General features: G+C 43.5%; 16 protein-coding genes. 7 read left to right on the top strand and 9 right to left on the bottom strand.

What is annotated here, in order from left to right:
* Positions 1-48: 48 nt before the first annotated feature.
* Both secD and secF read left to right on the top strand, forming a co-directional pair.
* A complete protein-coding gene (gene secD, locus FTU12_RS11845; RefSeq protein WP_078194180.1) occupies positions 49-1,947 on the top strand; it encodes a protein translocase subunit SecD in 1,899 nt (632 codons plus the stop codon).
* Positions 1,948-1,957: 10 nt separating this feature from the next.
* Complete coding sequence (secF, locus tag FTU12_RS11840) at positions 1,958-2,920, top strand: protein translocase subunit SecF (protein WP_168378730.1); 963 nt, start codon at positions 1,958-1,960, stop codon at positions 2,918-2,920.
* 62 nt (positions 2,921-2,982) lie between these two features.
* Here secF and FTU12_RS11835 read toward each other — a convergent pair whose 3' ends face one another.
* The 5 genes from FTU12_RS11835 to cysM all read right to left on the bottom strand — a co-directional run bounded on the left by FTU12_RS11835 (position 2,983) and on the right by cysM (position 9,219).
* The gene (locus tag FTU12_RS11835; RefSeq protein ID WP_180114439.1) at positions 2,983-3,633 is read right to left on the bottom strand and encodes a hypothetical protein; all 651 of its coding nucleotides are present in this window, start codon (positions 3,631-3,633) and stop codon (positions 2,983-2,985) included.
* A gap of 79 nt (positions 3,634-3,712) precedes the next feature.
* Positions 3,713-6,019, bottom strand: coding sequence for a bifunctional (p)ppGpp synthetase/guanosine-3',5'-bis(diphosphate) 3'-pyrophosphohydrolase (locus FTU12_RS11830; RefSeq protein ID WP_078194183.1), 2,307 nt, complete (start codon positions 6,017-6,019; stop codon positions 3,713-3,715).
* Positions 6,020-6,043: 24 nt separating this feature from the next.
* Positions 6,044-7,441 (bottom strand): 23S rRNA (uracil(1939)-C(5))-methyltransferase RlmD, encoded by a 1,398-nt coding sequence (gene rlmD, locus FTU12_RS11825; RefSeq protein ID WP_180114438.1) that lies wholly within the window; start codon positions 7,439-7,441, stop codon positions 6,044-6,046.
* A 6-nt stretch (positions 7,442-7,447) separates the two neighbouring features.
* Entirely contained in the window at positions 7,448-8,266 is an 819-nt protein-coding gene (locus FTU12_RS11820; protein WP_078191277.1) for a 3'-5' exonuclease, read from the bottom strand.
* A 32-nt stretch (positions 8,267-8,298) separates the two neighbouring features.
* Positions 8,299-9,219: a cysteine synthase CysM gene (gene cysM / locus FTU12_RS11815; RefSeq protein ID WP_078191278.1), complete on the bottom strand. Its 921-nt coding sequence runs from the start codon at positions 9,217-9,219 to the stop codon at positions 8,299-8,301.
* Positions 9,220-9,372: 153 nt separating this feature from the next.
* Here cysM and FTU12_RS11810 point away from each other — a divergent pair, with 153 nt between their 5' ends.
* From FTU12_RS11810 to rsfS, 5 genes are all read left to right on the top strand, one after another.
* Positions 9,373-12,180, top strand: coding sequence for an ATP-binding protein (locus FTU12_RS11810; RefSeq protein WP_180114437.1), 2,808 nt, complete (start codon positions 9,373-9,375; stop codon positions 12,178-12,180).
* A gap of 111 nt (positions 12,181-12,291) precedes the next feature.
* Complete coding sequence (locus tag FTU12_RS11805) at positions 12,292-13,080, top strand: crotonase/enoyl-CoA hydratase family protein (protein WP_168378725.1); 789 nt, start codon at positions 12,292-12,294, stop codon at positions 13,078-13,080.
* A gap of 32 nt (positions 13,081-13,112) precedes the next feature.
* On the top strand, positions 13,113-13,982 hold the full coding sequence (locus tag FTU12_RS11800; protein WP_111885450.1) for an NAD(P)-dependent oxidoreductase: 870 nt from the start codon (positions 13,113-13,115) through the stop codon (positions 13,980-13,982).
* A 42-nt stretch (positions 13,983-14,024) separates the two neighbouring features.
* The gene (locus FTU12_RS11795; RefSeq protein ID WP_078191282.1) at positions 14,025-14,822 is read left to right on the top strand and encodes a hydroxypyruvate isomerase family protein; all 798 of its coding nucleotides are present in this window, start codon (positions 14,025-14,027) and stop codon (positions 14,820-14,822) included.
* Between the two features lie 73 nt (positions 14,823-14,895).
* Positions 14,896-15,297 carry a ribosome silencing factor gene (gene rsfS / locus FTU12_RS11790; RefSeq protein ID WP_078191283.1) on the top strand — a complete coding sequence of 134 codons (402 nt, stop codon included), beginning with the start codon at positions 14,896-14,898 and terminating at the stop codon, positions 15,295-15,297.
* A 92-nt stretch (positions 15,298-15,389) separates the two neighbouring features.
* Here rsfS and FTU12_RS11785 read toward each other — a convergent pair whose 3' ends face one another.
* The 4 genes from FTU12_RS11785 to FTU12_RS11770 form a co-directional block, all read right to left on the bottom strand.
* On the bottom strand, positions 15,390-16,007 hold the full coding sequence (locus FTU12_RS11785; RefSeq protein ID WP_180114436.1) for a hypothetical protein: 618 nt from the start codon (positions 16,005-16,007) through the stop codon (positions 15,390-15,392).
* A gap of 13 nt (positions 16,008-16,020) precedes the next feature.
* On the bottom strand, positions 16,021-17,352 hold the full coding sequence (locus FTU12_RS11780; RefSeq protein WP_180114435.1) for an ammonium transporter: 1,332 nt from the start codon (positions 17,350-17,352) through the stop codon (positions 16,021-16,023).
* Between the two features lie 346 nt (positions 17,353-17,698).
* On the bottom strand, positions 17,699-19,153 hold the full coding sequence (locus tag FTU12_RS11775) for an NAD(P)(+) transhydrogenase (Re/Si-specific) subunit beta (protein ID WP_180010925.1): 1,455 nt from the start codon (positions 19,151-19,153) through the stop codon (positions 17,699-17,701).
* 3 nt (positions 19,154-19,156) lie between these two features.
* Positions 19,157-19,477 (bottom strand): proton-translocating transhydrogenase family protein, encoded by a 321-nt coding sequence (locus tag FTU12_RS11770; RefSeq protein WP_078191287.1) that lies wholly within the window; start codon positions 19,475-19,477, stop codon positions 19,157-19,159.
* Between the last annotated feature and the right edge of the window lie 5 nt (positions 19,478-19,482).

The following is a 19,482-nucleotide window of genomic DNA, read 5'->3' as shown; positions in this document are numbered from 1 at the left end:
AATAAGTCGTGCACCCGCACGGCTTTTTTCATTTTAAGAAGAAAACGAATGCGTTACCCAGCATGGAAATATCTACTGATTCTAGTGGTACTAGTCATCAGTACATTATATGCCCTGCCAAGTTTGTATCCTGATGAACCTGCTGTTCAAATTTCAGGTGCCAAAGCCGGTACCCAGATTGACCAAAGCATCGTACAAAAAGCAGAGCAGATTTTAAAATCTGAAAATATTGCCAGCCATGACAATAGCTTCACCAATAATGCCGCTTTATTACGTGTTGATTCGAGCGAACAACAATTAAAAGCGAAAGAAGCACTACGTCGTGGGCTCGGTGAAAATTATGTCGTCGCACTAAACCTTGCGCCTACTACCCCAGAATGGCTACAAAAAATTGGTGCTAAACCAATGAAGCTGGGTCTGGATTTACGTGGTGGTGTACATTTCCTACTCGAAGTGGATATGGATAAAGCCATTTCACAACGTATGGAAACGTCTGCGGCTGACTTACGTCGCCAACTTCGTGACAATAAATTAAAATTCAATAGCTTATCTTTGAACAACAACACCATTACGATGCAATTTGCAAATAATGATGACCGTTCTGCAGCTATGGATTTCCTTCGTCGTAACGGCAATGAATATACTCAACAAGCGGTTGCAACAACTGAAGGTTCGACTCTTCGTCTAAGCTACACAGATACACGTAAACAAGAAATTCAGTCTTATGCTGTCAACCAAAACTTAACAACTTTACGTAACCGTATTAACGAGTTAGGTGTAGCGGAAGCATTAGTACAAACTCAAGGTAGCAACCGTATTGTGGTTGAATTACCGGGTGTACAAGATACTGCTGAAGCAAAACGTGTACTTGGTCGTACTGCAAACCTTGAGTTCCGCTTAGTTTCTGACTTAAATGATCAATATATCGATCCTTACACAGGTCAAGCAAAAGGCTCATTACCGCCAGGTACAGAAGCATTTGCTTATGAATCTTTGGACAGCGGTCGTCAATTATTGCTTAACCGTAACCGTATCTTAACAGGTGAACGTGTACAAAATGCGTCATCAGGCTTTAGCCAAGATACAGGTGGTGCTGAAGTAAATATTACTTTGGATACTGCGGGCGGTAAGTTGATGTCTGAAGCCACTCGTAATGCTGTAGGCAAACGAATGGCTGTTCTGTTCATCGAGAACAAACAAAAAATTAGTTATGTTGCAGATCCTACAACAGGCACACAAACTGAAGTTCGTACACCTTATACCGAATCTGTGGTCATCAATGCTGCAACGATTCAAGCCGTATTGGGTTCTCAGTTCCGTATTACTGGTCTGGATTCACCTCAAGAAGCATCTGAACTTGCATTGATGTTACGTGCAGGTGCATTGGCAGCGCCAATGTACTTCGTGGAAGAACGTGTGATTGGTCCGAGTCTCGGTCAAGAAAACATCGACAAAGGCGTGTTATCAACTCAAATCGGTTTCTTATTGGTTGCGATTTGGATGGTGGTCTTCTTCCGTGTGTTCGGCTTGATTGCCAACTTTGCACTCGTGGTTAACCTTGCCATGATTTTAACCATTATGTCTTGGATTGGCGCGTCCCTCACCCTTCCGGGTATTGCAGGTATCGTAATTACCATTGGTATGGCGGTCGATGCCAACGTACTGATCTGTGAGCGGATACGAGAGGAAATTAAATGGGGTGCCTCGCCGAAACAGGCGATTGTTGCGGGTTATGATCGTGCGTATAACACCATCTTTGACTCCAACTTAACCACATTCCTGGTTGCTTTCATTCTGTTCGCAATTGGTACAGGCCCAATTAAAGGCTTCGCGGTTACCCTAATGATTGGTATTGTCTGCTCAATGTTCACAGCAATTACTGTGACACGTGCAATCGTACAAATCATTTATGGTAAAAAACGTAACCTGAAGAAGTTGAGCATTTAGGAGATCGAAGATGACTGAAAATACTCAACCGAAACAATACGGCCGTCCTGACAACGAGCGCATTATTCCGTTTATGAAGATTGCCAAACCGGCAGCCTTGATATCAATTATTTTAACGCTCGCAAGTATCTTTTTTATTTGCACCAAAGGTCTAAACCTCGGTTTGGACTTTACTGGCGGTGTAGCAGCAGAGTTGAACTATAGTCAACCAGTAAAATCTACCGATGTGAGCTTAGCGCTGACAAAAGCTGGTTTTAAAGATCCTGTAGTACAAACTTTAGGATCTGACCGCGACCTGATGGTTCGTATGCCAGTTCAAAAAGACATTGAAGCTGAAGACTTAACCATAGCCATTACGACTGCCGCTCAATTGCCGGGCAATAAAGCAGAAGTACATAAAGTTGATGTGGTGGGTGGTCAAGTCGGTAATGAACTCTACGTGCGTTCTGCGGGTGCTGTAGGTCTTGCCCTACTGCTCATGCTGGTTTATGTCACTATTCGCTTTGAGTTCAAACTTGCGATGGGCGCTGTACTGTCTTTATTCCACGATATCGTGGTGACCATTGGTATCTTTGCAATGATGCAGTGGCCGTTTGACTTAACAGTTTTAGCTGCGCTACTCGCGATTATCGGCTTCTCACTCAACGATAACATCGTTGTATCTGACCGTATTCGTGAAAACTTCCGTAAGATTCGCGGTGCAGAACCTCTCGAAGTTGTGAACAGTGCTTTGACTGAAACACTTCGCCGTACCATTCACACCTCTATGACACTGTTATTGGTTGTTGTAGCGATGATGGTACTGGGCGGTGATGGTCTGAAATGGTTCTCTGTTGCAATGTTTGTTGGTGTATTTGTGGGTACATATTCATCAATCTACATTGGTACAGCCTTCGCGCTATGGCGTGGTCTAAACCGTCAAGACTTCATTGTACAAGTGAAGCCTGAATTTGAAGAAGAAGAGATTCCTTAAGCTTTTCAACTTATAGTTCAGATCAAAACCCATCTTCGGATGGGTTTTTTTATGCGACTACGTTAAATAAATGAGCTAGGTAAGATCGCAATAATAGGATGTAATTTTTCAATATCTGATTGCAGGAATTCCACCTGTCGTTTTTGGTCTAGACTTGCAAATTGCCACGTATCATCTGTTTGCTGCATTATGTTTAAAATAAGATTTAAACCATTCCGCAAATATACACAGGCTAGATCCGATCTCTCCACTCCTCGCCGTTCATCACAGACCACAAGCCAACCCTCTTGTAATACAGGGGTATAATACGACGCTGTGATTCGAATGAAATACAGGTCTTGAGTGTTTTTAAATAATGCTGAATATTGAGATGCATTATTTGAAATCGGTTTTAATGAAAATGCCTGTGTCTCAACCACCTGCATTTCAAAAAGGACTAAACTTACTTGCTCCTTAGTGCGCTTGTCTTGTTCTATAAACTGAACTTCATTATCTAAACTTCCCTTAATGAGTCCCAATTGTGACTCTAACTCACGTGCAAATTTCTCTCCAATCTGCCGATGACTATTTAATAATTGGGAAATTAAAGGAACTGCTAAGCCAAAATGTTCACACACGGCTTTGCCATTTTTAAAAGAGCCTGTTGCCACCCAGTGGTCAATGGCTTGTGTTAGATTCTGTCGACGCTTTTCAAAAAGCTCTGAAGGCAGCATAAGCATTCAATTTTATAATTTCTCTCCCCCAATATAATAAAAAACCCGCACGCAGCGGGTTTTTTATACAGCTTTATTTTTAGCTACCTTGTACCAATCGACGGGCGCTGATAATGCCCGGTTGTTGTTCTAGACGTGCCAACAGTTTCGACAACTGCGCCAATCCCTTCACTTCAATCAATAACTTCATATTGGCAATACCATCACTTTCGGAAATCGTATTCACCTGACGAATGTTGATTTGGTCTGAGAAAATCACTTGAGTCAAATCTTTAAGCAAACCACGACGGTCATAAGCTTCCACCACGATTTGCACACTTTGACCGCGAGTTGGCTGCATTTCCCAATCCGCTTCAACCGCACGCTCAGGCTCTTGTCCAATCATACGGATATAATCCGGACATGCGACCTTATGGATACTCACGCCACGATTCAGGGTGATATAACCGGCAATCGATTCACCATGCACAGGCTGACAACACTGAGCAATGTGTAGTTCTACATTGTCCAGACCATCAATCAAAATACCATGCGCCGAAAGCGTATGACTTGCACGAGGGTTCAATGTCGGTTTTAACACCAGTTCAGGCTCATCCTGATCGAGGTGCATATGACGGTTAACCTGATTGATTAAGGCATGCAGGCTAATGTCACCACTCACCAAGCCAATCAAGATATCTTCACCCAATTTCACATTAAAATGATTGCAGTAATCATTCAAATCGATACTTTTCGGGTGAATCGCCAAACGTGACAATTCTTTATTCAGAATCTCACGTCCCACTTCCAAGTTTTTACTACGGTCTTGCTGACGGAACCAATGACGCAACTTATCACGTGCACGAGCCGTCTTGATATAACCCAGCGAGTTTACCAACCAATCTCGGTTAGGCTCACGATCTTTCTTGGTTAAAATCTCGACCTGTTCCCCAGTTTTTAGGGTATAGGTTAAAGGTACATAACGTTGGTTCACCCGTGCTGCATAGCACTTGTTGCCCACTTCAGTATGCACATGATAGGCAAAGTCGAGCACAGTCGAACCGCGTGGTAATTCTTTGATATCACCATCACGACTAAACACATAGATTTTCTCAAAATCTTCAAACTCTTGGATTTGTTCGAAGTTTTCAGAAGCCTCATCTTCTTTATGGGCGCTAGCATCATTTCGTTCTTGATAATGTTCAAGCACTGCACGCAAAGAATGTAAGCGATGATTAAATGAATAATCTGTGGTTTTAGAACCTTCTTTGTAGTTAAAGTGCGAACACACCCCGAGTTCAGCTTCTTCGTGCATATTGTGCGTACGAATTTGCACTTCTAAAGATTTGTTCTCTGCAATCACGGCCGTATGCAGTGAGCGATAACCATTGGCTTTCGGGTTGGTAATATAATCATCGAACTGATGCGGAATATGACGCCAAATCTGATGGACGATCCCCAGTGTGTGATAACACTCAGGTACATTATCCACCAAAACACGAACCGCTCGAATGTCATAAAGCTGATCAAAGCTTAGGTTCTTACTCTTCATTTTTCGATAAATCGAATAAATGTGTTTCACCCGACCATTAATCTCGGCCTCAATGCCATGATCTAATAGTTCTTTACGCAACTTTTCTGTAACGAACTGAATATATTGTTCACGCTCTAAACGTTTTTCATTCAGTAAAGAGGCAATTTCTTTATAGCGTTCAGGTGCTAGATAACGGAAAGCGAGATCTTCAAGCTCCCACTTAAGCTGTGCAATCCCTAAACGGTGCGCGAGCGGCGAGTAAATGGTTAAAATTTCTCGTGCGACACGCTCTTGACGCTCTTTGGTTGAATGCGCTAACTCACGTAATGCATAGGTACGTTCAGAAAGTTTGATTAATACAACGCGAACATCTTCGGTCACCGAAATCAGCATTTTATAAATGCCGGTCAAATGTTCACGCTGGTTATTATTAAAATGATCTTCTAAACGTTTATTTTGCTCAATCAGGTCAGACAACTTACCCATGGCAAGCGTGCCTTTCACCAAAGCATGCACTTGATCGCCAAATTTGCTTTGGACTTCTTCTAAACTGGTTACGCCTTCACGAACACTTCGATACAGCATGGCTGCTGATAACGTATCTTCATCCGCATACAGATGAGCAAGAATATCCGCCATTTCAATACCCGTATAGAAGGTATTTGAGCGATGGTTGACCGTTGTTTCAAGTTCATTCTGTAAGGTCAGATGGGCAACTTCTTCGAGTTGCTTTAGAGGAGCCCCGTCAAACATGCCACTCACACGCTCTAGCCATTCAGCTAAATCATGCTGTGCTTGCTCGGCATGTTCTACAGTCGTTTCCTGAGACAGCTCATTGAGACGTCCAGGTAATTGTTCACGTACTGTGACCATACCCTACTCCTAGTTTTCTACGCTTCATAACTTTTGATCGTTTATCTGATTTTCTTTTTCGAACAAAGCAATCGATTCGACATGCCCTGTATGGGTAAACATGTCCATGACACCCGCTTTTTTCAAACGGTAGCCTTGTTGTACCAGCATCCCAGCATCGCGTGCTAGTGTTGCAGGATTACATGACACATAAACGATTCTTTTTACACCAAATTTGGGCACATAACGCATTATTTCTTCTGCACCAGAACGTGGTGGGTCTATCAATAATGCATCAAATCCTTGTTTTGCCCAAGAATGATGCGAAAAATCTTTTGTTAAATCTTGTGAATAAAATTTCAGTTGCGAAAGGCCATTGTTTTGTGCATTTTCTGCACCACGCTGAACCATTTCTGCACTCCCTTCAACTGCAACGACTTGACCCGTTGAACCCACACATTGAGCAAGTGGTAAAGAAAAGTTTCCTAAGCCACAAAACAGATCTAGAACTCGCTCACCCTGTTGTAACTGAAGCAATTCACATGCCAGTTTCACCATTTGCGGATTAATCGTGGAATTCACTTGCGTGAAGTCTTGAGGATTAAAGCCAAATTCCACAGCAAAGTCACTTAGACCATAGTGCAGACGCATCGGTGCATCGGGATGATCCACGCGATGTAAGCTGTCCGGTCCCTCAGGTTGTAAGTACAGTTGCCACTCTTTATGTAACGCAAATTTTACTAATTGGTTGACATCTTCCGCGCAAAGTTCCGCCGTATGACGAATCAGGAGGGCAATTTCTTGATCTCCCATGGCCAGTTCCATATGCCCAATATCTGCTTTACCTTGCAAACTTTGTAACAATTGTTTGAGTGTGGTGATTGAGCCAAACTCACGATCCAACACCATACAACGGTCAATCGAAGTCAGTTTATTTGACTGGCTCTCACGAAAGCCGACCACGAGCTTATCTTTTGCAGGTAGGTAACGCACACCAATACGTGCTTTACGACGGTAGTCTTCACGCAATGAACGTAAAGGAGCTAACCATTGATCAGGCTGAATGCCGGCAAAATGTTGCAAATGTGATTGTAAAACATCTTGTTTTAAACGAATTTGCTCGTCGGGATGGATATGCTGCATGCTACAACCACCACAGACCCCATAATGTAAACAGGTAGGTTTTACCCGTAGAGCAGACTCTTCACTCAGCAATTCCAGACTGTCTGCTTCTTCGAGACGCTTAACGACATTGGTAATACGCGCACGCACGGTTTCACCCGGCAAGGCATAACGAATAAATACTTTCTTACCGTGTTTTTCTGTAGGATGATCTGGATGCGTCCCAAAGTGCGCTATGCCTCGCCCCTCATGTGAAAGCGATTCAACCTGAAATGTATAAATGGGTTGTTGGGCTTTTTGGGGTTTGGCTTTGTGTTTCATGCGTACCTAATGTGTGGAAGATGGGAAATCAGATTGAGTGAATTCGGTACGTTGCGAGGTTTGCTGCCATACCGATAAAAAGTCAGCGTGTTGCGGCTGAGTTTGTAAATATTGAATCGTACTTTGAATCAGGTGCTGATGATCATTCAACAATAACTGCCCTTTCAGCAACAGCCAGCGTAAATAAATCAACCATGTATTGAGCACATCGCCTTCACAGTAGCTGGTCAGTTCCGTCCACTGTTGTTCACGTACATATTCAGGCACATGGTAGCCACCATCACCACGTTTACCAGGGAAACCAAGTAAATGTGCTGCATCATCAAGTTTTTGAAAATGACGACCATGGAACATGGCCATGACATCCATCAAATCTACATGACGATGATGATAACGATTCTGGTAGTTATTATAGCGCTTTTGCGTATCAATCTCGCCCTGATCGAACAAACTTGGCGCAGATAGTCCGTGATACATGGCACGGAACAAAATCACAGGCAAATCAAACTGCGAACCGTTCCAACTGACCAAGGTCGGATGACGCTTTTCAAAAATAGATACGAATTTTTTTAAAATTTCAGCTTCGCTATTGTCTTCACGGCTAAATGAAAACAACTTCATGCCCTTTTCATCAATCCATAGTCCAGAGATACAGACAATTTCATGCAAGGCCAAACGCTGAAAATCCGTGCCCGCCTCTTGGCGACGCAGTTTAGTCAGCGCTGCATCTAAATCCACCTCAGGCAGATCCAGTCCATACAAATGCGCACCTGACTTCAAATCTGTCAGTGTTTCGATATCAAAAATTAAAACAGGTAAACGCATAAGTACTCACCAGTGCCGATCGGCTACTGTAATTATTCAGGATCAACAACAGAGAATAGACCAGTAGATAAGTAGCGGTCACCACGGTCACATACGATGCAAACAATCACGGCATCCGGATTTTCTTCAGCCAATTTAACTGAAGCCCATACCGCACCACCCGATGAGGTACCTGCACTGATACCTTCTGTACGTGCTAAACGACGAGCCGTTTTTTCCGCTTCAATTTGCGGAATATCCATAATACGATCAACACGTGAAGGGTCAAAAATCGTAGGAAGATATTCTTGTGGCCAACGGCGAATACCAGCAATATTTGAGCCTTCAGACGGTTGTAAACCGACAATTTGAATATCCGGATTTTGTTCTTTTAAATATTTCGAAATCCCCATAATGGTCCCAGTGGTTCCCATTGAGCTGACGAAATGTGTAATTTTACCGCCTGTTTGTTTCCAAATTTCTGGACCCGTAGTGAGGTAATGTGCTTCCACATTGTCCGGGTTACCAAACTGGTTTAGGACTAAACCTTTGCCGTCTTTTTCCATTTGAAGGGCAAGATCACGTGCTTCTTCCATGTTTTCAGATTCGATCAGTTCAGCACCGTAGGCACGCATGGCATCTTTACGCTCTTGGCTAGAACTTGCAGGCATGATCAAGGTCATTTTATAGCCACGCATTGCTGCAACCATAGCTAAAGCAATCCCTGTGTTTCCGCTCGTCGCTTCAATCAACGTATCACCCGGTTTAATCTGACCACGCTTTTCCGCTTGCATAATCATGTTATATGCAGGGCGATCTTTGACCGAACCCGCTGGGTTATTGCCTTCTAACTTGGCTAATACTGTTGCTTGAGTATGACTTGCCAGACGCTGTAAACGCACTAACGGCGTGTTGCCGACGTAATGGTCTAATAAAAAATCGTCTGCTTGAAAATCAGGGGTTGTATTACTCATTATTCACACCTATATCGAGGTGCGCCTATTGTATGAAAAAATGCCTTTGCCTGCACCCATTTGCCTCGCTTTTTCGCGAAAGTGATTAAAGCACAATCAGTTTTAAATAATCCATGCTAATATTCGGGGCATAAGGAATAAACTGCTTAAACCATGTCAAATATCAACAAAAAGCTTTTTAAACGCCTACACTTAAATCATGCCTATGGTCAGTTGATTGCACTTATTTTCGTGCCGATCACCATTTTGGCTTGTGTCGGTGCAATGTTGGTAATAACAGAAACCTCCAATGCAGCCAAAGCACAACAAAAACAAATGGCTGTCGCGATCCTGACGCGCTATCAACCCACGTCAGAATCTGCCATAGAGTTACTCAACCATTATCCGTGGCAGTTTGATCAAGCTCGTAATGCCATGCAAAGCATGTTGAACGAAAAACATTTGATTCGTGCTGCGATTATAGATTTCAAAGGCAATAACCGCCTGAGCATTGGCTTTCAAGATCAAGCTATTTGGCCTGCTTTTGACAGTAAAGCATCTTTTATTGGACCAATTCCACATCAGGGTAACCATGTTTATGCCCTGAAAATTTCAGATTCAACCCAGACGCCGGCATGGTTAAGCATTGAACTGGATAATCAACCGCTGCAAATTGCCCGCTATCGCGTGTTAATCGTGTTGATTGCAACAGGTTTATTGACGCTCTTATTACTTTTGCTGTGTTTGAATTTCTATTCACGTCGTTGGATTGCACCAATGTACGAAATTCGTATGCAGTTACAACGTTTAAATGCCGACACCCTAGATCAGCACATGATCATTAACAGTACTGGCGAACTCCGTTTATTACAGCGTGATATTGCCAATGTGGTTAAACGCTTGCATTTCAGTTTCTTAGAGTTACGTGAACATACCGAACAAACTGAAGATGACTTAAGACGCACCCTCGATACTTTGGAAGTGCAAAACATCACCTATCGTCAAGCTCGTGACCAAGCGATCCATGCCAATCAGTCGAAGTCGGTGTTCTTAGCCAATATTTCCCATGAACTGCGCACGCCACTTAACAGTATTGATGGCTTTATTCATCTTTTACTGCGCCAAGGCAACCTCAGTAATGAGCAAAATTTATATCTACAAACGATTCGTAAATCTTCAGCGCATTTATTGGCTTTAATTAATGACGTGCTTGATTTCTCCAAAATCGATGCAGGCAAACTAGAACTCGAAACTGCGCAATTCGACTTAGAAGAAGCCGTCTTTGATGTGATGGATATGTTGTCGCCATTGGCAGCACAAAAACACATCGATATGACCTTCTACTATGCGGACAATGTGCCGAAATTTGTGGTTGGTGATGTCCTACGCTTCAAGCAAATTTTGACCAACTTAATTTCAAATGCAATTAAATTCACTCCAGATGGTGAAATTATTGTCCGTGTCCGTATGGAGCATGATGACATCGGTCAATGTCTGCTGCACTTTAGTGTACAAGACAGTGGTATCGGCCTAAGCGGTACCGACCGTAAGAAACTGTTTGAATCCTTCTCGCAAGGTGATGCATCTGTTACCCGTCAATTTGGCGGTACAGGTTTAGGTCTTGCCATCTCCAAACAATTGGTCAGCCTGATGCATGGACAAATTGGTTTTGAAGATAACCAAGAACGTGCCCCAACAGAAAAAGGCTCAACCTTCTGGTTTACTGCGCGCTTTGTGGTCGATGAAGAAATTGAAATTGTGCATCCACAATTTAGCAATCTACAAGTTGTTTCTTATTTGGCGCATCCAGCAACTGCCAATGTCCTGCGTCATTATTTAGAAAATTATGATGTTGAACATATTGAAACGCAGTCAATCCTAGATTTATTTAGCCGACTCAATCAGTTGCAAACCAACGAAAATACCTGGTTGATCGTCGATCATAGTGGTGACTCCGAAGCTTTACTCAAAGAAATTCGTCATCGTTATAGCGGTAACTTAGCGGTTTATGGCTACCAAATGATGCTCGATCCAAACATGTTGAACGAGTACCGTGCTCGCCCATTGCATCAACCCCTCAGCCGTACAGCGCTGATTCAGTTGTTGAGTAATGAGCCGTGGTTTGATCAAGAGCAACATGAAGAATTTAATGGTCAAGGTCTGCACATTTTGGCTGTCGACGATCATTTACCGAACCTGATTGTACTTGAAGCCCTGCTCTCTGAGTTAAATGTGAAAACCACCAAGGCTTTGAGTGGACAAGAAGCCATAGAAATCATTCAGGCTCGCCAAGAGCAAGGTTTGACGGCTTTTGACCTCATCTTTATGGATATTCAAATGCCAGTGATGTCAGGTGTCGATACCACGCGTGCCATTCGTTCACTTGAGTCGACTTTTGAAAATCATAAGCGCCTTCCAATTATCGCTTTGACGGCACATGCGCTCTCCGATGAAAAACAAAAGCTCCTACAAAGCGGTATGGATGACTATGTCACCAAGCCCATTCAAATGGATCAAATTATTCAAATCTTGACTCAATGGACTACCGATAACTTTAAGAAAGTACCGGTTTTAGAGCTCAGTTCGGTGATTGAAGCCCTAGAGCCAAGTATTTTAGATTGGCAGCAAAGCTTGCAGTTGGCCGCGAATAAAGAAGACCTTGCGGTCGATTTACTGAAAATGCTCGTCGATAGCTTTGAGCAAGAAACCCATGAAATGGCACAGCTCATCGAAGATGAAGATTTTCCACAATTAGAGCATGTGCTACATCGGCTTTATGGTGCAACCCGCTATGTGGGCGCTCCGACCCTCCAAGAGGTTTCAGGTCAATTTGAGCAATTTGTATCGACCTTACGTAAGGAACGCCGTAAAGCAGATGAAGCTTTTGTTCAAGAAACCCTGAACCGTTTTGATGAGTTAAAAAATGTCATGGCTCAAGTTGAACACGCGGCTCAACAAATCTTAGCCAAACAAAATAATTAAGCGCAGTCCGACTAAAGTCAGTGCCGTCCAGCTTCTGTTGTGACTGCACTGTCATGTATCCTGTCAGGGTGCATGCTATGCTCGGGCGCAGAAACAACAAGAGTAATTACCATGGCTTTATTACGTGTAGAAAAAAATAATGGCATTGCAACGGTTTACTTAAACCGTCCAGAAAAACGTAATGCAATGAGCTTTGCATTGCTCAAAGAATTGGTCAGCACCGCTGAAAAATTAAAAAAAGATCGTAGCTTACGCTGTGTCATTTTAACGGGTGAAGCCAATGTATTTAGTGCTGGCATTGATTTGGCTGACCTCAATGATCCAAAAAATCGTGCCTATGCCGCGTGGGAACTGTTAAAGCCCGGTCAAAGTTTATTTCAAAAAGCCTTTCTGATTTGGCAACAACTTCCTGTGCCGGTGATTGCCGCACTTGAAGGCTTTTGCTTTGGTGCAGGCATGCAACTTGCCTTGGCTGCCGATATCCGTATTGCCCACCCGAAAACGCAAATGTCGATTATGGAAAGTCGTTGGGGCTTAGTCCCTGATATGGGTTTAACCCGCTCGCTCAAAGGTGTGATTGGACTGGATTTAGCCAAGGAATTAACCCTTACAGCACGTATTTTTGACGCAGAATATGCCAAGGATATTGGTTTAGTAACACATTTAAATGAACAGCCTTTGCTTCAGGCGCAGCAATTAGCCGAAGAATTATCACAACGCTCACCAGATGCCTTGGCAGCGGCAAAACAAGTACTAGATGCCATGGAACATAGTCCAAAACGATCTTTACGCTTAGAAAAAATCTGGCAATTTAAATTACTGCTCGGCAAAAACAGCCAATTGGCACGTAAAAAAGACAAGAACCCAGAGGTTCAGTTTTTACCACGCCAATATAAGTAAAATAGTCACACAGGATAGATTGAGTACAGCACATGGCGTTTGATCGTAATACAAAAATTGCATTTCTAGGTATGGGGCTGATGGGTAGCCGCATGGCCACGCGCCTCATTCAGGCAGGATTTGAAGTTGCGGTGTGGAACAGAACTGCCGCTGCGTGTGATGAGTTGATTGCGATTGGCGCGACGGCGCTTCAATTGGAGAATATTGCCCATTATCCTGTGGTTTTATCTTGTCTCGCAGATGATGCTGCTGTTGCCGCGGTGTATGCAAGCATCGAAACCCATTTAGCGGCAGGACAAATTATTGTCGACTTCTCGAGTCTTTCTGTAAATCAAACCCATCAATTGGCTCATACTGCAACGTTGAAACAAGTCACTTGGATTGACTCTCCTGTTTCGGGGGGCACAGCCGGTGCTGAACAAGGCACCTTGGTCATCTTTGCCGGTGGTGATGCTGAAACGATTCAAGATTTGAGTCTGATTTACAATGTTTTATCTCAACGTGTTACTCGCATGGGCGACTCAGGTACAGGTCAAGCCACCAAAATTTGTAATCAGCTGATCGTCGCTGCCAATAGCACGTTAATCGCAGAAGCTGTCGCATTGGCCGAGAAATCAGGTGTAGACACCACGTTATTAGCACCAGCGCTTGCAGGTGGATTTGCAGATTCAAAGCCTTTTCAGATTTTAACCCCACGCATGGCAACGCATCAGTTCGAGCCTGTGCAATGGAAAGTTCAAACTTTATCTAAAGACCTGAATAATGCAGTCCAACTGGCCGCCGAGTTTGAGTTAAGCATCCCTGTTGCCAGCCTTGCTTTATCGCAACTCAAAGCCCATCAGGACAATGGTTTTGCAGAAAAAGATTTAGCCACCATCATTCAACATGTCGAACAAAACTAACGACTTTCACTTTAGAAGTAAATTGCTTCAAGGACGATATACATGACTCAGCTCGCGGTTAATTTATCCATGATTTTTACCGAAGTGCCGTTGTTAGAGCGTTTTGCTTTGGCTCGTGAACATGGTTTTAAGCATGTAGAAATTCAGTTTCCGTATGAGCTGAGTATTGAGCAAATCCAAACCCAGCTCACTATCAATGATTTAAGCCTGTGTTTAATTAATGTCCCTGCGGGTGATTTGATGCAAGGCGGCGATGGTCTTGCGGGAGTTCCGGGGCGTGAAAATCAATTTCATCAGGCCTTAGAGCAATGTATTCGCTATGCCACTGCGTTAAATGTACCGAGTGTCAATATTTTAGCCGGCAAACAGCCCCAAGATGCAGACTTACTCCCATGTTTAAATACCTTGTCGAGCAACCTTAAACTGGCATGCCACATGTTGTCCGAACATCATATTCAACCGGTATTTGAAATGATTAATGGCACTGATATGCCGCGCTTTTTGGTGCAAAATATTGCCCAAGCTCAGGAAATGCTTGAAGCTGTACAACACTCTACTTTGAAGATGCAATATGACTGCTACCACATGGCGATGATGGGTGAAGATATTCTCAGTACTTTGGCAGAAAATATTCAGGATATCGGTCATATACAGTTTGCCGACTGTCCGGGGCGACATGAACCTGACTCAGCGCAGATTCCATTTGCAGAGATTTTTAAATGGTTAGATCAAAGCCAATATACAGGTTACATCGCGGCTGAATACCGACCAAGAAGCAACTCATCACATTCTTTTGCTTGGAAAGACAAATACTTCCCTCATTTAGCCAATGGTCAATGACGTGTTGATTTGAAATTCAGCAACAAAACCGCTATATTAGATCATGTAAAATTGTCAGGAAATCATACCCTCTATGAATTTAGAACCATCGCCCAGCGCTTCTAATTCTCTCGATCTCGCAAAATCAACGCAAATCAAAGACGTACAAGCTTGCTTAGCTGTTGTACGTGAAGCACTTGAAGATGTAAAAGCCAAAGATATTATTGAACTTGATATCAGCACTATCAGCAACGTAGCAGATGCGATTGTTATTGCGAGCGGTACTTCAACTCGTCACATTAAGTCTCTTGCAGACAACGTGGCAGAAGAAGCACGTAAAGCTGGATTCCGCCCTATCGGTGTTGAAGGCGAACGTGATGCAGAATGGATCCTGATTGATCTCGGTTTTGTAGTGGTACATGTGATGTTACCTACAGCACGTAAATTCTATGATTTAGAAAGCTTATGGCGTACAGCTCCAGAAACTGTAGCTTAAGCTTCCAGAAAAAAGCGACCTAATTAGGTCGCTTTTTTTATCCCTTCACTTTATACACGGACAATCAGCTTCATGGTGTTTTACCCCCGACACTAAAGCAGTTGGTGTAAATCCACCTCAGGATAATTGGCTTTAATTTTCAGCTTGGTTTGTGCATAAACTTGGTCTGCACGCATCGGGCCATAAAAGTCACAATACACTTCATAAATGCTCGTTAAAACTTTGGCATAACTGGTCAAGGGCAAAAACTCGACAAAACTCGCCGTATTTATTTGTGCATTTGCCGCAATTGCCAGCCCGATTTCTTCTAATTGCTCAATCACATCTTGGGTGAAATCAGCCTGATCTGTAGATTTCACCGTCAGCATGACTGACTCGATAAAGCCTAAAAAGGCCTCGCTAATCGTTTCTGCAATGAGCTCGTCTTCTTGCTCCTGCTCCTGCGGTTTTTCAACCCGTAACAGTTCCTGCTTTTCTAAGGTAGATAACTCATACAAAACTTGCTTCAGCATATCTTTACGATAAAAGCGAAGCTCCTCTGTGGTACAGATATCATTTAAGAAGCGATTCAATACAAATGACGGTTTCATGCTGTACTGCTGTTCCCAGTGCCGTAGCGCACTGTCGAGTAAAGTCCCATGAATAAATTGTTGTAAGCCTTTTTCTAAAGCTTCGCGGCGTTGTGCCAAATTCAACAGTTCGGTGCTCATTGCTTTACTCCTGTTAATGACGTTTAGTCATATCATCCGTTTCAAAAGTCACATCTTTTTGAAACTCGGGATAAGACAATTCAGCATGCTCGGTATAGTCCAAACCCCGTTGTTCATGTTGCTTACTCACCCGTAAGCCACCCAACAATTGATCCAAGACCTTAAATACAATGAACGCAACGCCAAAGCCCCATAAAAAGGCAGCAATCACTCCAAGCCCTTGTATCGCGATGACATCGCCATTAAACATATTATTTTCAAGGAAGATCCCTGCAGCCAATGTTCCCCATGCGCCACAGAAACCATGTACCGTCACCGCATCCACCACATCATCCAGTTTCATTTTTTCCATGAGCATTGGCAGGAAGGTCACCATGACACCTGCACATAAACCGGTGATGACCGCATAGAGTGGAGACATCGTTGCACAGCCTGCCGTAATGGCAACTAAACCACCCAGTGAGGCATTGATCGTACTGCGAATCAAAATGGCTTTAGATCGGATGAGGCAGAGCAACATATATGCAACCGCTGCCGCACACGCAGCAAGATGCGTATTTAAAGCAATACGTCCTACGCTGACATTGGCATTAATGGTCGAGCCTGCATTAAAACCAAACCATGCTAACCATAAAATAAAACCACCTAATGCCACTAAAGGTAAGTTATGCCCCGGTAAATAATGGCTTTGCCCATTGCGTCCAAATCGCCCCAAACGTGGGCCCAGTACGATGATGCCAGCTAAAGCCACCCAGCCGCCCATAGAATGCACCACGGTCGAACCTGCAAAGTCGATAAACCCGAGTGCTTTTAACCAACCGTCTCCGCCAAATAAACTGCCCCATGCCCAACTACCAAAGACAGGATAAATCAGACCTGACACAACGGCCGCACTCACCACATAAGCCACAAAATGAATCCGCTCCGCCATTGCACCACTGGCAATAGTGGTTGCCGTTGCAGCAAACATCATTTGGAAAAATAGAAGGTTCCAGTGCCAGTCATCCAGTTGATCGGGTGCAAAATGACTTAAGCCAAACCAGCCCGTGGTATTGACCCCAAACATCAGACCAAAACCCATCAACCAAAACACCAGACCACCTAAGCAGGCATCCATGTAGTTTTTCATGAGTACATTCACGGTATTTTTACTGCGAACTGAACCACTTTCGATCATGGCAAATCCAGCTTGCATAAAGAACACCAAGATGCCGCCCAGTACCACCCAAATACTGTCGAGCGAAATACGAATGTCTTGAATATTACTGGCGATTTGCGGGTCAACTGCCCATGCAGTCGATGTCAGGACACTCAGAAACAGTGCCATCAAGTATGTTTTTTTCATGATTATTCCCCCAAGAATAACCATGCTGTGCAAAAAGAATACCAAATTTCAGACAATTAATTATTTTTCAATGCATTGCGTCACAAAACCAGTTCGTGACAATATTTTGAATCTCTGAAACAAAATTTAATGAAACAAAACAGCGCATCGATCTGCACCTTGGTTTCAAAATACGCATCAATTTGATTCAAGCACCTGATGCGCTAAATATTTGTGTACTTTTAGTGTGAAGCATACATTAATCAAAAGCCAAGAAAATAAAAGCGAAGAAAACAAAAAACCACCCGAAGGTGGTTTAAATCTTCCTCAATCCCGCTTTATCACAGCGGGACTTTGGCAATATGGATTAATGACCGCCGCCATTAATGGCTTTTGTCATATCTTCCACAACTTTCTTCGCATCACCGAAGATCATCATCGTTTTATCGTTATAGAACAAGTCATTGTCTAGACCTGCGTAGCCTGTAGCCATAGAGCGTTTGATCACCATAATGGTACGTGCTTTATGCGCTTCAAGGATTGGCATACCGTAAATTGGAGAACTTGGATCGTCTTTTGCCGCTGGGTTCACCACGTCATTCGCACCAATCACCAGTACTACATCTGTTGCTGGGAAGTCTGAGTTGATCTCGTCCATTTCAAGAATGTCTTCGTATGCAACATCAGCTTCAGCTAAAAGTACGTTCATGTGACCCGGCATACGACCTGCCACTGGGTGAATCGCAAAACGAACTTTTACACCTTGTTCTTTTAAGATTTCACACAATTCTTTCACGGCATTTTGTGCACGACCTTGCGCCATACCATAACCCGGTACGATCACCACGCTATCCGCATTTGACATCAAGAAGCCAGCATCGTCTGCAGAGCCTGAACGGTGATTACGCTGTGCTTTTTCACCATTATCCGCCGCCGCTACTGCTGTACCACCCATTGCACCACCAAACAAAACGTTGATGATTGAACGGTTCATGGCTTTACACATGATGTAAGACAGAATTGCACCCGATGAACCAACCAGTGAACCTGCAACAATCAGCATGTTGTTTTCAAGCGTGAAACCAATCCCTGCTGCTGCCCAACCTGAGAACGAGTTTAGTAACGATACCACCACAGGCATATCACCACCGCCTACTGGCGCAATCCATACCCAACCAAATGCAAGTGCAAGAACAGTCATTGCCCAGAATGCGTTCATGTTGCCTGTGGTAAAGAAGTAGATACCACACGCCAACATCGCAAGGAAAATTAAGGCTTGAACAGGTTTTACCCATCCACCTGAAATGGTTTTTGCCCATTTCTTCGCAGCCAATTTACCGTAAGCAAATACCGATGCTGTGAAGGTAATCGCACCAACGAAACAGCCTACAAACAATTCAAATAAATGAACTTTGCTCATGTGGGCATGTTCTACACCCGCAGCTGTTAATACCGCTTCATTTCCTGCGAATGCCGCAGTCAATTGGTTGTTATGTAGAATTGCAGCGATCGCAATCAGTACCGCAGCCAAACCGACCAATGAGTGCATCAGTGCCACAGTTTCAGGCATTTGCGTCATCGGAACTGTTTTTGCACGTGCAATACCTACGACTGCACCCAACACCATTGCACCCACAATCATCCAAATCACGGGATGATCTGCAACAAAGAATGTAGTAATTACAGCAATCGCCATTGCGATCATGCCGTAACGGTTACCTTGAATCGCAGTTTTCGGACCAGACAAACCACGCAACGTTAAGATAAAAAGAACGGCACCAATCAGGTAGAACCAATCCGCATATTCTTTAATGAATTCCATGGATTAACCCTCTTTTTTCTTTTGCTTAGGTTTGAACATTTCAAGCATACGTGCAGTCACCGCAAAGCCACCAAAAATGTTGATACTTGCAAGGAAAACGGCAATCGCACCTAAAATACTCACCACGTTAATGCTTTGGAACTGTACGCTTGCATCCACAATACCTGGGATACCAACGGTTTGAATCATCGCACCAACGATAATGATCGATGACAAAGCATTGGTTACAGCCATTAATGGTGTGTGTAGTGCAGGTGTTACCCCCCAAACCACGTAGTAACCAACAAAGATTGCCAAGACAAAAATAGTAATCGTTTCAACCATGATGA

The organism is Acinetobacter sp. YH12063 (assembly GCF_013419715.1).
Classification (GTDB): Bacteria; Pseudomonadota; Gammaproteobacteria; order Pseudomonadales; family Moraxellaceae; genus Acinetobacter; species Acinetobacter amyesii.
This window is presented reverse-complemented; position numbering and strand designations above follow the sequence as displayed.